Below are 15,003 nucleotides of genomic sequence, written 5' to 3'. Positions count from 1 at the left end.
GACACGGCCCGACCGGAGACCCCGGCCGGGCCGTTCGCGCACCACGAGCCGATCGCCGGCTGGTAGATTCAGCACTGCCGATCGACCCTGCGTGGGAGAGTCCTCGGGGTGCAGCGCACCTACGAGGCGCCGAAGGGGCAACATCCCCGGAACCTCTCAGGCGCCAGGACCACGCGGGCGAGGCAACTCTGGAGGCACCTTCGCGGGCGCTCGACAGACGGGGAGCGTGTGTCATCCGCTCGAATCCCGCTCGAATCCCGCGAGGAGCCCGCATGTCGACCGACCAGCTCGTGCCCGTCACCACCGGATCGTCCAGCGAGTCGGCCATGGCCGACTTCGTGAGCCGCCACGTCGGCCCGGCGGGCGACGACGTGCGCCGCATGCTCGAGGTGGTGGGGCAGCCCAGCCTCGATGCCATGTGCGACCGCGCCATCCCCGGAGCCATCCGCTCCGACTCGCCCCTGCGCCTGCAGGCGGCGTCGAGCGAGAGCGCCGTCATCGAGGAGCTGCGCGGGTTCGCCTCGCGCAACACGGTGCTGACCTCCCTCATCGGCCTCGGCTACTACGGCACGGTCACGCCTCCCGTCGTGCGCCGCAACGTCCTCGAGAACCCCGCCTGGTACACCGCCTACACCCCCTACCAGCCGGAGATCTCCCAGGGCCGGCTCGAGGCCCTGCTCAACTTCCAGACCGTCGTCACCGACCTCACCGGTCTCGACGTCGCGGGCTCCTCGCTGCTCGACGAGTCGACCGCCGCAGCCGAGGCGATGTCGCTGATGCGCCGTGCGTCCAAGGCCGCGGCCGACGCCGTCGTCCTCGTCGACGAGCGGCTCTTCCCCCAGACCATCGCCGTGATGCGCACCCGGGCCGAGGCGATCGGGCTGCCGCTCGTCGTCGCGGACCTGCGCGGCGTCACGGGCGCCGACTCCCTGTCCGCGGCTGCCGGAGGCAGGCCCGTCGTCGGTGCCATCGTGCAGTACCCCGACGCCACCGGTGAGCTCGTCGACTGGTCTGCGCTGACCGCTGCGGTCCACGAGGCGAAGGGGCTCGTCACGGCCTGCGCCGACCTGCTCGCCCTGACACTGGCCCGGGCACCCGGCGAGTGGGGCGCCGACATCGCCGTGGGCAGTGCCCAGCGCTTCGGCGTCCCGATGGGCTTCGGTGGCCCGCACGCCGGCTACATGTCCGTGCACCGAGGCCTCGAGCGCCAGATCCCCGGCCGTCTCGTCGGTGTCTCCGTCGACGCCGAGGGACACCAGGCATACCGCCTCGCCCTCCAGACGCGCGAGCAGCACATCCGGCGCGAGAAGGCGACGTCCAACATCTGCACGGCGCAGGTCCTCCTCGCCGTCATGGCGAGCATGTATGCCGTGTGGCACGGTCCCGCTGGCCTGGTGTCCATCGCGAAGCGCGTGGGGGGTTTGACGGCCGCCCTGCGTGATGCCCTTCTCGACGGCGGCCTCGACGTCGAGACCGCGTCGTTCTTCGACACGCTCACGGTCGTGGTTCCCGGCCGCGCGGCTGAGGTGACCACGGCGTTCGCCGACCGGGGCATCAACGTCTGGCGCGTCGACGGGGACCGTGTGTCGCTCAGCCTCGACGAGACGTCCACGCCCGCCACGGTGCTCGCGGTCCTCGACGCCTTCGGCGTGAAGACGTCCGACGACGTGGCGTCAGGCGTGGGCGCCACGGGTGCACACGGCATACCGGAAGGGCTGGCACGTACGTCCGAGTTCCTCACCCACCCGGTCTTCCACGCCCACCACTCCGAGACGGCGATGCTGCGCTACCTGCGCCGGCTCTCGGACCGCGACTTCGCGCTCGACCGTGGCATGATCCCGCTCGGGTCCTGCACGATGAAGCTCAACGCCACCACCGAGATGGAGGCGGTCACCTGGCCGGAGTTCGCCAACCTCCACCCCTTCGCGCCGGCCGACCAGACCGAGGGCATCCGCGCGCTCATCGACGACCTGTCGGCGTGGCTGTGCGAGATCACCGGCTACGACGCCGTCTCCCTGCAGCCCAATGCCGGCTCGCAGGGCGAGTTCGCGGGACTGCTCGCGATCCACGCCTACCACCAGGCCCGTGGCGAGGGCCATCGCCGGATCTGCCTCATCCCGGCCAGCGCCCACGGCACCAACGCGGCCTCCGCCGTCATGGCCGGGCTCAAGGTCGTCGTCGTCAAGACGGCCGCCGGTGGCACCGTCGACATGGACGACCTCCGCGCCAAGATCGAGGCGCACCGCGACGATTTGGCGGCCATCATGGTGACCTACCCGTCGACCCACGGCGTCTACGAGGACACGATCACCGAGCTGTGCGAGCTGGTGCACGAGGCGGGGGGCCAGGTCTACGTCGACGGCGCCAACCTCAACGCCCTGGTGGGTCTGGCCCAGCCCGGAAAGTTCGGCGCCGACGTCAGCCACCTCAACCTGCACAAGACCTTCTGCATCCCGCACGGAGGCGGTGGCCCGGGAGTGGGTCCGGTTGCGGTTCGCGCGCACCTGGCGCCCCACCTGCCCAACCACCCGCTCGCCCCGGAGGCCGGCCCCGAGAGCGGCGTGGGCCCGGTGTCCGCGGCGCCGTTCGGCTCCGCCGGCATCTTGCCGATCTCGTGGGCGTACGTCCGCCTCATGGGCGGGGACGGGCTGCGGCACGCGACCCAGATGGCCGTCCTCGGCGCCAACTACATCGCCGCCAGGCTGCGCGACGACTTCCCGGTGCTCTACTCGGGCACCGACGGCCTGGTCGCCCACGAGTGCATCCTCGACGTTCGCCTGATCACGGCCGAGACGGGCGTGACTGTCGACGACATCGCCAAGCGCCTCGTCGACTACGGCTTCCACGCCCCGACGATGAGCTTCCCCGTCGCCGGCACCCTGATGGTCGAGCCCACCGAGTCCGAGAACCTCTACGAGCTCGACCGCTTCTGCGACGCGATGATCGCGATCCGCGCGGAGATCGAGGCGGTCCGTGCCGGACAGGTCGCCGTCGGCGACAGCATGCTGCGCCACGCGCCGCACACGGCCCTCAACATCGCGGGGGAGTGGCACCACCCCTACGACCGCACCGAGGCGGCCTTCCCGGTCGGGGTGCACGCCGCGGACAAGTACTGGCCGCCGGTCAGCCGCATCGACGGCGCCTACGGCGACCGCAACCTCGTCTGCTCCTGCCCGCCGCCGGAGGCGTTCGAGGGCTGACACGCCGCCGCTGCCCCTCGCGCCGGGGCGGCGATTGTGGTTGTCTCAGGACGTGGGAGCGGACGTCGAACAGGCCACGTACACGCGCGAGCAGCGGCAGCAGTACCGGGAGAAGGTGCGCCGCGACCTCGACGTGTTCGAACGCATGCTCGGGGCGAGCGAGTTCGAGTTCGACAGGCCCATGACGGGCCTTGAGATCGAGCTGAACCTCGTCAACGAGGACCTGGGCCCGAAGCTCGACAACAAGGTGGTGCTCGAGCAGATCGCCGACGAGGACTACCAGACCGAGCTGGCCCGCTACAACATCGAGCTCAACGTGCACCCCCGACCGCTCCCGGGAGACTCGGCGATCGAGCTCGAGCAGATGCTGCGGACCTCGCTGAACCGGGCGTCCGCCAAGGCTGCGGAGGCGCACGCCGGCATCGTGGCCATCGGGATCCTGCCGACCGTCATGCCCGAGCACTTCGAGGGCGACTGGATCAGCGAGAACATCCGCTACGCCGCGCTCAACAACGCGGTGCTCGACGCCCGCGGCGAGGACGTCTGGCTCGAGCTCGAGGGCCCGACCGGGGAGCGCATCGCCCGCTACTCCGACAGCCTCGCGCCCGAGTCGGCCTGCACCTCGATCCAGCTGCACCTGCAGGTCCAGCCCGAGCGCTTCGCCGACCACTGGAACGCCGCGCAGGTGCTGGCCGGTCCGCAGCTGGCCCTCGGCGCCAACTCGCCCTTCTTCCTCGGCCAGCGGCTCTGGTCCGAGACCCGCATCCCGCTCTTCACCCAGGCCACCGACACCCGGTCGGTGGAGCTCAAGAACCAGGGCGTGCGACCGCGGGTGTGGTTCGGCGAGCGCTGGATCACCTCGATCTTCGACCTCTTCGAGGAGAACGTCCGCTACTTCCCGGCGCTGCTGCCCGAGCTCTACGACGAAGAGCCGGAGGAGGTGTTCGAGCGCGGCGAGGTGCCCGAGCTGAAGGAGCTTCGCCTGCACAACGGCACCGTCTACCGCTGGAACCGTCCCATCTACGACATCGTCGGCGGCCGACCGCACCTGCGCGTCGAGAACCGGGTCCTGCCGGCCGGGCCCAGCATCGCGGACGTCATGGCCAACGCCGCCTTCTACTACGGCACGATGCGCGTGCTCGCCGAGGAGGACCGCCCGGTCTGGACCCGGATGAGCTTCTCCGCGGCCGAGGCCAACTTCGAGGAGGGCGCACGGCTCGGGATCGACGCCCGCACGTACTGGCCCGGCTTCGGTGACGTCCCCGCGGCAGAGCTCGTGCTGCGCCGCCTGCTGCCGATGGCCCACGAGGGCCTCGACCGCTGGGGCGTCTCGTCGGCCGTGCGGGACCGCTTCCTGACGATCATCGAGCAGCGCTGCCTCAACGGCGTCAATGGCGCCTCATGGCAGACCGAGTGCGTCGCGCGGCTCGAGGCGCGCGGGCTGACCCGCGACAAGGCGCTGCGCGAGATGCTGGCCCGCTACATCGAGGGCATGATGGCCAACGAGCCCGTGCACACGTGGGAGCTCCCCTCAGACTGAGGGTCGCTCCCGGCCCCGCACCTGCTGTCGTATGCCGCGGGGCCGGCGACACGGCATACGCACGCTTCTCGCCTCGCTGAGTCGCGGCGGGCGTGTGTCAGGGCAGCCGGAGGTCGGCCACGACCATGTTGTGGTCCGATGGACGAGCGCAGTCGTCGGTGGCCATGACGTTCTCCCACCGAGGCGCGCCCCAGACGCCCTTTACGGCCACGACGTCGAGCCGGCTGCCCCAGCCCGTGCTCGGGACGGTGAGCAGGCACGAGAAGTGGTTCAGCGTCGTGTAGCGGGAGTTGACCTGCGTCACGGCCGCGGCGGTGTCGTAGTAGCCGGCCGAGACGAGGGTGTCGTGGGCGTCGTAGCCGCCCTGGTTGTTCTGGTACGTGTTCAGGTCGCCCGTCAGTACCACCGGCAGGCGTCCGGTGTTGAGCTGGTCGATCCGTGCCAGCACCGTGCGCACCTGTGTCGCCCGCAGCTGCTCATAGGTGCGCTCCACGGTGGGAGTGGTGCTGTGGCGCTGGTCAAGGTGCGCGGACGCGACGTAGAACTGGCGTCCGGTGGCGCGGTCGGCCAGGACGGCGTAGCCGGCGCGACGCCGCGTCCAGGCGCCGTCGGTGCTGAGGGTCGGCAGCAGGACCGTGCAGGAGCTCGAGTAGCTGTTGTTGCTCAGCGGCTGGCTGTCGGAGCGCTCGGGGCAGGAGCTGACGAGCCGGTAGCGGCCGGTGTCGTAGAGGATGCGCGCGCCCTGGATCGCCTCGGGCGTGCCGGGCGCGACGTACCGGGTGCTGCGCACGAGCCGGTAGCGGCCGCCGCCCTGTGCCGCGAGCGTGTCGAGGAGGCTGCGCACCTGGGTGAGACTGGTGGCCGTGCTCGGCTGGGTGCTGCCGTCGGCTCGGCCGATCCCCAGCTCCTGGAGGCCCACGACACCGGGGTTGCGCGACACGATCGACCGGGCGACACCGGGGACCCGCGTCGTCCAGGGGCGCACGCCCGAGGAGGCCGTGGCCGTGTGGACGTTGAACGTCGCGACCCGCAGCGCGGTCGCGCTCGTCGACGGCGTGCCCGGCTTGACCGCGACGTTCTGCAGGTACGGCCAGCTGCGCACCGCGGTGCCGGAGGCCGTCTGGTTCACCGCCTTGAAGCGGTAGTAGAGGTGGTTGGCAGAGGAGGTGCCGGCGCCGGCGGAGGCCACCTGTGCCGCCGAGAGAGTCACCGAGCGCCGGTTGGCCGGGACGGTGAAGTACGTGGCGTGACGCCCGTGGTCCGGCAGGGCCGGATCCCCGACCTTGAAGGTGGTCAGCCCCGTCTCGATGACGAAACCGGTGGTGCTGGCTCCGGACGCGACCCAGGTGAAGGTCACCTGGCCGGCAGCAGGACCCGGCTTGGCCGCCACCGACGAGATCGCGCCCGGGGTGCTGGCCCCGGCGCTCGCGGCCGGCGCGGCCGTCACTGCAGCGACGCCTGCCAGCAGGGTCGTGGCAAGGGCGGCAACCGCCCCGGTGACGGGAATGGGGGTGCGGGGCACGGTAGCTCCTCCGGTCGGGCCTCAGGCGCTGAGGCTAACCGGCGCGGTGCGTCGGGCGCAGCGTTTCGTCCCTTTCGTCCCTGTCCGCAGCGGCTCGGGGCGCGGCTCACTCGGTCAGCAGGCGCCAGGGGGAGAGGTTGTACATCCCCAGGCAGCGCGTGGAGCGGTGGTGCGTCAGCACGCTCATCGACCCCGCGTCGAGGATCAGCTGCTGGCCGAAGCGGGGGTCCAGCCCGAGGTAGGTGGCTGTGAGCACGCGCAGGGCGTGACCGTGCCCGAAGAGGGCGACATCGCCGTGCTCGAGGACCGGCCACACCTTGTCGATGACGTGCTGGGCGCGGGCCGACACCTCCTCGATCGTCTCGCCCGGCGTGACGCCGGGCTTGACCCCGTCGACGAACACCTCCCAGGGGTGCCCGATCTCCGCGCTGATCTGCGCGGTGGTCACACCTTCGTAGGCGCCGTAGTCCCACTCGCGCAGCAACGGCTCGACCTCGAAGTCGCCGAGCCCGGCGAGCTCGGCGGTGCGCTTCGCGCGCTGCAGCGGCGACACGAGCACCCCCTCGAACCGGTGCCTGCGCAGCACGTCGGCGAGCTCGCGTGCGGCCGCCTCCCCCTCCGGCAGCAGCGGCAGGTCGGTCGTGCCGGTGTGCTGCCCGCTCAGCGACCACTCCGTCTCCCCGTGCCGGAAGAGGTAGATGTTGCCTTGGACGACACCGTCGGGAGTGGCCATATCGCCACAGTATCGACGTCCGGTCTCGTGTGCCGCCGCCCGGAGTGGCTGCGCTGCGGCAGACTCCGGGCATGCACCTGCCCTTCCATCTCGTCAACGTCTTCTCCGTCGCCGGCGACCCGTTCTCGGGGAACCCGCTCTGCGTCTTCCCGGAGGCGAGCGGGCTCTCCGACGGCGAGATGCTCTCCTGGGCCCGGCAGTTCAACCTCAGCGAGTCGGCGTTCGTCACCTCGACCGGAGCGGGTGAGTCGGTGGGGGAGGCCTCGGTGCGCATCTTCACCCCGGGGCACGAGATGCCCTTCGCCGGCCACCCGACCCTGGGCACCGCGGAGGTCGTGGCGTCGCTGGGCGGGGGACTGGACCAGGTGCACCTCAGCATGCCCGCCGGGCGCATCCCGGTGGTCCGCGCCGACGGCGGTTGGCGCCTCACGGCGCGCCCTGCGACGCTGCGCCAGGTGGCCTCGAGCGCCAGCGAGCTGGCGGCTGCCCTCGGCGTGGAGCCCGAGCCTGTCGTGCGGTCCGACGCGGCGTGGGTCGACGCGGGGGTGGAGCAGATGCTGGTTCGGCTCGACTCGGTGGAGGCGGTCCGTGCGTGCGACCCGCAGCCGCACCTGATGGCCGAGCACATGACCTCGCCCGGCCGGCCGCCGCACGTCTACGTGTGGTCCTGGACGGGTGCCAAGACCATCGAGGCGAGGCTCTTCTACACCCAGGACCAGGCCGTCCTGGAGGATCCTGCCACCGGGTCAGCGTGCGCGAACCTCGGTGGCTGGCTCGCGGCCCAGGGAGCTCGCGGCGTCTCTGTCGTCGTGAGCCAGGGCATGGCCGTGGGTCGCCCGTCCCGCCTCCTGCTGGACATCGACGGCGCGGGCGGGGTGCATGTGGGCGGACGCGTCGATCCCGTCGGCCAGGGCACCTGTGCCCGGAGGTCCGAGCCCAGCTGAGTCCCACCCGGCTTGGGCTGCCCGACGGGCGGATGGCAGAATTCCGCGCCAGTGGTCCTGCCCGCGCCAACGAGAGCAGCTCGACGGCGTCCACGCCAACAACGAACAGGTGGTCACGTGGAACCCAAGGTGTCGATCATCGTTGCCACCTACTGCTCCGGCGACGGACTGGACCGACTGGTCGGCTCGCTCGATGCCCAGACGATGCCGCAGGACGAGTTCGAGGTGATCTTCGTCGACGACGGGTCACCCGACGACACGGTGCAGGTGCTGGAGCGGCTCTGCGCCTCCCGTCCCAACCACCAGGTGATCAGCACGGCCGCCTCGGGCTGGCCGAGCCGGCCACGCAACGTCGGCATCGAGGCGGCCCGTGGCGAGTACGTCATGTTCATGGACCACGACGACACGCTTTATCCCGACGGCCTCCGCCGGGTGCACCAGTTCGCTCGCGAGCACGACGCGGACTTCGTGAGTCCCAAGGAGTCCAAGACCAGCGACGCCTGGTGGCAGATGCAGCACCCCAACGTGGCCGACGTGCCGGACGTGCGGGCCGGGCGCGGCGTGGCTGACCTGATGCCGTTCGTGCCGCACAAGATCTACCGGAGAGCCATGTTGATGCGACACGGCATCCGCTTCCGCGAGGGCGGCCGGGTGCTGTGGGAGGACATCCTCTTCAACGTTGACGCCTTGCGGCATGCCGGCCGGTCGGCCCACCAGGCGGACTCGCCTTTCTACCTGTGGCATGAAACGGGATCCAACACGACTGGCACCTTCAACCCGTCGTTGCCGGAGTACCACGAGCGGCTCGACGACGTGATGGGTCACATCACGAGTGCGCTTGCCGGCGACGACCACCGAGCCGACCGCACCTTCCTGCTGGCCCACCAGGTGACCCAGCGGATCATCTCGCGCACCATGGGCCTACGTCGCCAGGCCGGTGACACCCCCGAGTCGCGCGGCACCTTCGAACGCGCGTGCCGGCTCGCCCGCCGGTACGTCGACGACGACGTGCTCGAGGCCCTTTCACCCTGGCACCGAGTCCTCGCCCTCGTCTTCCTCAGTGGCCGACTCGACCTGCTGGATGCGCTCATCCCACTGGACGGCAACGTCGGTGCAACGGTGTCGACCCGGCAGGTCTCGTGGTCGGAGGGGCGCCTGGAGGTCTCCGTGGACGCCCGGATCACGACTCGACGCGGCGATGGTCCCGCCCTGTTGCGCAACGTCGACGGTAGGGTGCGCCTGGCTCTCCCCGAGCCCGTCGAGCGCGAGGTGGGCACCACGGTGCTGGACGTGACCCGCGACCTCGGCTCGATGGCAGTGCAGGGAGTGCTCCGGGGCCGCCAGCACCACGTCTCCTGGCCGGTGGTCTTCCAGGGCCTGCAGTGCGGCCACGAGGGCACCGATGATGTCAGGCTCGCCTGGAGGGGCCACGCCACGATCGACCCCTCGACGGCGGCCGCGGGTCATCCGGTTCCGGACGACGTCTACGACGCCCGCGTCCGCGTCGACGTCCTGGGGATCATCCGCAAGCCCGGCCTCAAGACGCGGACGGCGTCCCTGCCGGCCGTCATCTCGGGCCGCTCCATGGTGGCGTACTCGAACGCCAAGGGAGAGCTCTCCGTCGACCTGACCGGCGACAAGCGCACCCTGGCGATCGACGGCTGGCCCCGGCGCGGTGTGGCCGGCGGCAAGGACGCCTTCGTCGCACCGCTCGAACGTGTCAGCGCCTGGGGTGCGAGCCGCCTGCCAGCTCGGATCGCTCCCATGGGGCTGGTCGGCACCGACGCACCGCCGCCGCCCCCGGTCCCTGCCGCGTCGGCTCCCGCGACGAGCCGCGTGCCGGAGCCGGCCGAGCGGTTCCAGGCAGTCGTCGAGGTCTCCGGGCAGCAAGTGATGCTGGCCGGAAGCACGACGCTGCCAGCAGGCACCTACCAGCTGCATGCCGAGCGCGAAGGTCAGTGGCACCGCACCGATCGCCAGCTCGTGATCGACGACGAAGAACGCGTCGTCATCGTCTGACGCTGGGCGCCCGACCGTACGCCGTCACGCCCGAGCGAGGGCCTCTTCGTGGTGGCGAAGGAGCCGGTCGATGCCGGTCGTCAGGTCGACGTGCGGCGTCCAGCCGAGCGCGGCGAGGCGCGAGGAGTCGAGCCCCGAGCGTGCCACCGGGCTGTAGGCGCGCCCGTCGGCCGATCCGCCGAAGGCGACCGCGATGCCCGCATCGGGACGAGCGGCAGCGAAGTGCTCGGCCAGCTCCCGGATCGAGACGAGGCCGCGTGGGTCGGCGATGTTGTATGCCGTCGGCTCACCCACGAGCATCGCCGTGAACAGCCCGGCGACCGCGTCGCCGACGTACGTGTAGGTGCGCGTGGCCGACCCGTCGCTGTTCAGCCGGATCGGCTCTCTCCGCAGCACGCGAGCCGTGAACTCCGCCTGGACACGGCCGTCGTCGAGCGCCATTCCCGGCCCGTAGACATGGCCGAAGCGGGCAATGGTCGTGTGCAGCCCGTGCTGGGCGTGGTACGCGGCGCAGATGCTCTCCGCCGCCCGCTTGCCCTCGGAGTAGCACGCCCGGGGGTCCAGGATGTCCAGGGGGCCGTAGTCGGTCTCGGTGATCAGCCGGCGGTCGGGTGGCTGTGCCCCGTAGACCTCGGCGGAGGACATCAGGGCAAAGCCGCGGCTGCCCCTCTCGAGGGCCGCATCGAGCAGGTTGAGGGTTCCCAGCACGTTCGCCTTGACGGTGCCGACGGGGTCGGCGGCGTGCAGGCTCGGCCGTGCGGCGCTCGCACCGTGGACGACGTGGGAGATCGGGCCGTCGTAGCGCAGCGGCGCGGCCACGTCCTGGACCACGAGCTCGACGTCCGGTCGGCCCGTCACGTCGGCGCCGAGCGCAGCAGTGACACGCTGGGCGTCGCGGACGAGTGCAAGCACGCGGATGCAGGTGCCGTGCACGTCGTTCAGCCCGAGCAACGTGCGGACGACGTACGACGGCAGCATGCCGCCGGCACCCGTGACCAGGACCGTGGCGTCCCGCAGGGGCTCGGGGTCACCGAGATGGGCGACGACGTCGGCGATGTCGGCTGCGATGACTGTGGAGGCGTTCACCACCGGCCGGGCGCTCACAGGCCGCCGATCTGACGGTTCTCGAGGATGTCGAAGAACGTGCGGCAGACGTAGAAGTCGTCGGCGGTGGTGATCTTGATGTTGTGCCGCGGACCGTCGACCCGATGGATGGGCATGCCGTACTGCTGCATGAGCGTGCACGAGTCGATGGAGTCGTGCTCGCCGTCGGCAGCCGCACGGTCGTAGACCGACAGGACCTCACCGAGGCGGAAGCTCTGCGGTGCGCGGGCCGCGTAGATCGCTGCCCGGGGGATGACGTCCTCGATCGGGCCGCTCGCCGCGGCGACGATGGTCTCGTTCGTCTTGGTGCAGGTGATGGCGCTGCCGTGGCGCTCCACCCCGGCGATGTTGTTCGTGATGAGCTCGGCGTTGATCAGGGGCCGCACGCCGTCGTGCAGGAGCACGATCGTGTCCTCGGGACAGTCGAGGGCCACGGCCTGCAGCGCGCGGTGGCGCGACTCCTGGCCGGTGGCGCCCCCATCGACGACCCACCGGATCTTGGTGAACTCGTGACGTCGGATGAGTCGCTCGAGGTGGTGTCGCCACTCCGGCAGGATCGCCATCGCGATGGCGTCGATCTCGGGGTGCTCCTCGAAGTGCTCGAGCGTGTGGACGAGGATCGGTTTGCCGTGGATCTCGAGGAACTGCTTCGGCACCGTGGACGACGTCATGCGCAAGCCCACCCCACCCGCGAAGATGACTGCGACGTTCATGAGTCCTCCAGAGGTCGGTTGCCCAGAATGAGCCAGTCGATGACCCGGTCGGATGACTGAGTGTCGATGTGGTCGAAGTTCTCGGCCCGGAAACGAGCCACCTTGTGCATCTCGAAGTCCTCGGACGCCATGGCGCCGAGCAGGTCGTCGAACGTCTCGCAGACCTTGCCGGGTGCGGTCTCGTCGTAGTCGCGGTGGAAGCCGCGGGTCGCGGCGTAGATGTCCTTGTCGTAGGCGTAAAAGAGCATCGGCCGCTCGAGCAGCGAGTACTCGTAGATGATCGAGGAGTAGTCGGTCACGAGCAGGTCCGAGATGTGCAGCAGGTCGTTGCCGTCGGGGAAGCCGGTGAAGTCGAACAACCTGTCGCGGTAGGCGTCGGGGATGGGCACCGGCTCCTTGACGAAGTGGTGCATCCGGAAGAGCACGACCGTGTCCTCGCCGCAGAAGTCGTACAACCGGTCGAAGTCGATCCGGGCGTAGTCGTAGTAGGCAGAGGTCATCCCACGACCGCGGAACGTGGGGGCGAACAGGATGACCCGCTTGCCCTCGAGCTCGGGATGGTTGGCGTAGAACTGCTTGACCGCCAGCTCCGTGCGCGCCGGGTCGAGGAACCCGTCGATACGCGGCAGCCCGGTCGGCACCACCGCCGACTCCTCGATGCCGAAGGCCTCGGCATACACCGGCACGAGGTGCGAGGAGCCTGTGATGGCGTAGGTGTACTTCCGGTGCGCATTGGTGAACTTCGGTGACCCGTAGAGGCCGAACCGGCTGAAGCCGACCGACTTGAACCCGCTGCCGGCGTGCCAGAGCTGGATGATCTTCGTCGACGGGTCCAGCGAGAGCGTGTTGAGCGTCGGGAAGTAGTCGTCGATCAGCACGATGTCGGATCGCGCCAGGAGTCGCACGGTGCGCAGCCGCTTGGTGTAGTCGGTCGTCGACGGGGTGAGGAAGGAGTACTCGAACTCGAAGTCCTTGTCGAGGCCGCGCTCCACCATCCGGTCGCGGACAGCGAGCAGGTTGCCCTGCAGGGAGGTCCTCGCCTCCGAGGCGAAGAGGATGCGGTTGCCGCGCGGCGGGTCCGTCCGACGGATCATCCGGTAGTAGCGGTTGACGAGTGCCAGCCGGTTCTTCTTGTTGTCGATCCGACTGCGCAGCCGCCGCACGAGCGGCTTCTTCTTGGGCTTCTTCTTGTCGGGGTTGCGGAAGAGCTGGTAGGTGCGCAGCAGGAACTCCGGCCGCGTGTCGCTCTCGGACACACCGAAGGAGACGGTGTACACCGTCCGGTTCTGGTCGTAGAGGAAGAGCCGCGAGAACGACTCGAGGTCGCCGGCGCGGTTGAGTGGGTACCGGACCGGCGTGAGGGCTCGCCCCTCCACGACGGGAACGACACGCCAGGTGCCGTCAGGCACCTGCTTGCGGCGGTGGAAGTCGGTGACCGCGATGGTCAGCTCGTAGCCGCCGTCGCCCAGGGTCCGGGTCCGGACGGGGTAGCGCCGCTTTCCCTCACGGATGGCGAAGGTGACCGACCCCTCTGCCAGGGCCTGCCGGATCTGCTCGTCCCTCATCTCGGCAAGCTCGGGGTCCACGGCCGTGTCGCCGACCGGGTCGGCATCGATGGCGGTGGCTGCCAGACGCATCGTCAGCTTGACCCTGTGCCAAGAAATGTCAGTGACTACGCAGTCAACCTTCAGCAAGATGTGCTCCCTGTCGCGGTGAACGGGGGACAACGTACCTCACGACGCAGCGGCCGAGGCCGCCGGGCACCGAGTCGACTCGTGGAACGATGAGGTGTGGCCACCTACGTCGGACTGTTGCGAGCGGTCAACCTGGGCAAGCAACGCCAGGTGCCGATGCACCGGTTACGTGCCCTGCTCGAGGCCGAGGGCTACGAGCAGGTGGAGACCCACATCCAGAGCGGCAACCTCAAGGTGCGCACGGGCACGCGCAGTGCCGTCAAGCTCGAGGGGGACCTGCGCCGGTCGATCAGCGCCGAGTTCGGCTTCGACGTCCCGGTCGTGGTCCGCACGGCGAGGCAGCTTCGCCGGGTGGCCGAGGAGGCAGACGCTCTCGTGTCGCCGATCGACGCGGACGCCCGTCGCTACGTCACCTTCCTGACGGGCGACCCGGATCCTGCTGGCGTCGAGGCCCTGCACGCCTGGGACTCCGCCACCGAGGGGGCTCGCGTCATCGGCAGGGACGTCGTGCTGTTCCTGTCCGACGGGGTCCAGAACGCCAAGCTGAGCAACGCCCGTATCGAGAGGCTGACCGGCACCATCGGGACCGCCCGGAACCTCACGGTCGTTCGGGCGCTGGCGCAGAAGTGGGGCTGACCGCACCCTCGGGCGCGCGCCGGTCGGGCGTCAGAGTCGCGAGCGGCGCACGAGCTCGAAGCAGACGACTGCCGCTGCCGCCGAGACGTTGAGGGACTCGACGCCGGCGGCCATCGGGATGGACACCCACGTGTCGACGAGGTCGGCTACCTCCGGCGTGAGACCGGCCGTCTCGCTGCCCAGGACGAACGCGACGGGCTCGGGTAGGTGCGCGGCGAAGAGGTCGTCGTCGCCGCTCGCGTCGAGGCCGACGACGTGGAAGCCCGCCTGCTTGAGATCGGCCACCGCCTCGGCTGCGGTGAAGGCCTTGAGGATCGGCGCCCGGAAGGCCACGCCGGCCGAGGCCTTGACGACGAGCGGGTCGAGCGAGGCGACGCCCTTGCGCGGCACGACGATGCCGTCGACGCCGGCCGCCGTCGCGGACCGCAGGATCATCCCGACGTTCGCGGGGGTCGTCACCCCGTCGAGCACGAGCACGGCCTGCAGGGAGGCGCGGCCCTGGGCGAGCGCCGCCTCGAGCGGGCGCATCCGGGGCGCCACGACGTCGGCGAAGACACCCTGGTCCTGACGGCCGTTGCCCGCGAGCTTCTTGACGCGATCGGCGCTCGCGTACTGCACCTGCACCCCGCGACGCCGCGCTGCCTGCTGGATCTCGCGCAGGCCGCTGCCGCGGGCCCCGTCGGCGATGACGACCTTGTCGACCTGCACGTCGTGGTCGAGGAGCACCTCGTGGACGGGGTTGCGGCCGTAGACCGTGATGAAGCGGTCCTTGGGCGAGACGGGGGAGCTCTCGGGCGTCACCGCGACAGGATCCCACGCGCCCCCGCAACACACCGAGCAGGTCACGACTCACCGCGATCGGACCCCGGTGGGTTGCGACCTGCTCGGTGTGTTGCAG

11 protein-coding genes and 1 riboswitch are annotated in these 15,003 nt (G+C 70.3%); of the genes, 5 read left to right on the top strand and 6 right to left on the bottom strand.

Going from position 1 to position 15,003, the window contains the following annotated elements:
* Positions 1–82 precede the first annotated feature (82 nt).
* A riboswitch (glycine riboswitch) is annotated at positions 83–182 on the top strand.
* 90 nt (positions 183–272) lie between these two features.
* Together gcvP and AC3WRT_RS15910 are read left to right on the top strand one after the other, a co-directional pair.
* A complete protein-coding gene (gcvP, locus tag AC3WRT_RS15915) occupies positions 273–3,200 on the top strand; it encodes an aminomethyl-transferring glycine dehydrogenase (protein ID WP_492723619.1) in 2,928 nt (975 codons plus the stop codon).
* A gap of 52 nt (positions 3,201–3,252) precedes the next feature.
* A complete protein-coding gene (locus tag AC3WRT_RS15910) occupies positions 3,253–4,740 on the top strand; it encodes a glutamate-cysteine ligase family protein (RefSeq protein WP_492723617.1) in 1,488 nt (495 codons plus the stop codon).
* Between the two features lie 97 nt (positions 4,741–4,837).
* On the opposite strand, the gene AC3WRT_RS15905 is transcribed toward AC3WRT_RS15910, so the two are convergent.
* Positions 4,838–6,262, bottom strand: a complete 1,425-nt coding sequence (locus AC3WRT_RS15905) for an exonuclease/endonuclease/phosphatase family protein (RefSeq protein WP_492723616.1) — start codon at positions 6,260–6,262, stop codon at positions 4,838–4,840.
* Positions 6,263–6,368: 106 nt separating this feature from the next.
* Complete coding sequence (locus AC3WRT_RS15900) at positions 6,369–6,995, bottom strand: histidine phosphatase family protein (RefSeq protein ID WP_492723615.1); 627 nt, start codon at positions 6,993–6,995, stop codon at positions 6,369–6,371.
* Between the two features lie 71 nt (positions 6,996–7,066).
* On the opposite strand from AC3WRT_RS15900, the gene AC3WRT_RS15895 reads away from it, so the two are divergent.
* Positions 7,067–7,939, top strand: a complete 873-nt coding sequence (locus AC3WRT_RS15895) for a PhzF family phenazine biosynthesis protein (RefSeq protein ID WP_492723614.1) — start codon at positions 7,067–7,069, stop codon at positions 7,937–7,939.
* A gap of 117 nt (positions 7,940–8,056) precedes the next feature.
* Complete coding sequence (locus tag AC3WRT_RS15890; RefSeq protein WP_492723612.1) at positions 8,057–9,958, top strand: glycosyltransferase family 2 protein; 1,902 nt, start codon at positions 8,057–8,059, stop codon at positions 9,956–9,958.
* 24 nt (positions 9,959–9,982) lie between these two features.
* Here the strand turns inward: AC3WRT_RS15890 and AC3WRT_RS15885 are convergent, their stop codons facing one another.
* From AC3WRT_RS15885 to AC3WRT_RS15875, 3 genes are read right to left on the bottom strand one after another with little or no spacing between them, the layout of a single operon-like run.
* Entirely contained in the window at positions 9,983–11,047 is a 1,065-nt protein-coding gene (locus AC3WRT_RS15885; protein WP_492723611.1) for an NAD-dependent epimerase/dehydratase family protein, read from the bottom strand.
* A gap of 11 nt (positions 11,048–11,058) precedes the next feature.
* On the bottom strand, positions 11,059–11,775 hold the full coding sequence (locus AC3WRT_RS15880; RefSeq protein ID WP_492723610.1) for an IspD/TarI family cytidylyltransferase: 717 nt from the start codon (positions 11,773–11,775) through the stop codon (positions 11,059–11,061).
* The gene (locus AC3WRT_RS15875; RefSeq protein WP_492723608.1) at positions 11,772–13,412 is read right to left on the bottom strand and encodes a CDP-glycerol glycerophosphotransferase family protein; all 1,641 of its coding nucleotides are present in this window, start codon (positions 13,410–13,412) and stop codon (positions 11,772–11,774) included. The genes AC3WRT_RS15880 and AC3WRT_RS15875 overlap by 4 nt, the downstream gene beginning before the upstream one ends.
* Before the next feature lie 153 nt (positions 13,413–13,565).
* Here AC3WRT_RS15875 and AC3WRT_RS15870 point away from each other — a divergent pair, with 153 nt between their 5' ends.
* Positions 13,566–14,105, top strand: coding sequence for a DUF1697 domain-containing protein (locus tag AC3WRT_RS15870; RefSeq protein WP_492723606.1), 540 nt, complete (start codon positions 13,566–13,568; stop codon positions 14,103–14,105).
* Between the two features lie 30 nt (positions 14,106–14,135).
* Here AC3WRT_RS15870 and AC3WRT_RS15865 read toward each other — a convergent pair whose 3' ends face one another.
* Positions 14,136–14,906, bottom strand: coding sequence for a TrmH family RNA methyltransferase (locus tag AC3WRT_RS15865; protein ID WP_492723604.1), 771 nt, complete (start codon positions 14,904–14,906; stop codon positions 14,136–14,138).
* Positions 14,907–15,003 lie beyond the last annotated feature (97 nt).

The sequence above is a fragment of the Terrabacter sp. FW104-15G4B genome (assembly GCF_058790095.1).
Note: the sequence above shows the minus strand (reverse complement) of the source record. Positions and strands in the feature narration are given on the sequence as shown.

Excerpts from the sequence above, each read along its gene's own strand:
- AC3WRT_RS15895 (WP_492723614.1), top strand. The coding sequence starts at position 7,067 with ATGCACCTGCCCTTCCATCTCGTCAACGTCTTCTCCGTCGCCGGCGAC.
- gcvP (WP_492723619.1), top strand. The coding sequence starts at position 273 with ATGTCGACCGACCAGCTCGTGCCCGTCACCACCGGATCGTCCAGCGAG.
- AC3WRT_RS15900 (WP_492723615.1), bottom strand. The coding sequence starts at position 6,995 with ATGGCCACTCCCGACGGTGTCGTCCAAGGCAACATCTACCTCTTCCGG.
- AC3WRT_RS15875 (WP_492723608.1), bottom strand. The coding sequence starts at position 13,412 with ATGCGTCTGGCAGCCACCGCCATCGATGCCGACCCGGTCGGCGACACG.
- AC3WRT_RS15880 (WP_492723610.1), bottom strand. The coding sequence starts at position 11,775 with ATGAACGTCGCAGTCATCTTCGCGGGTGGGGTGGGCTTGCGCATGACG.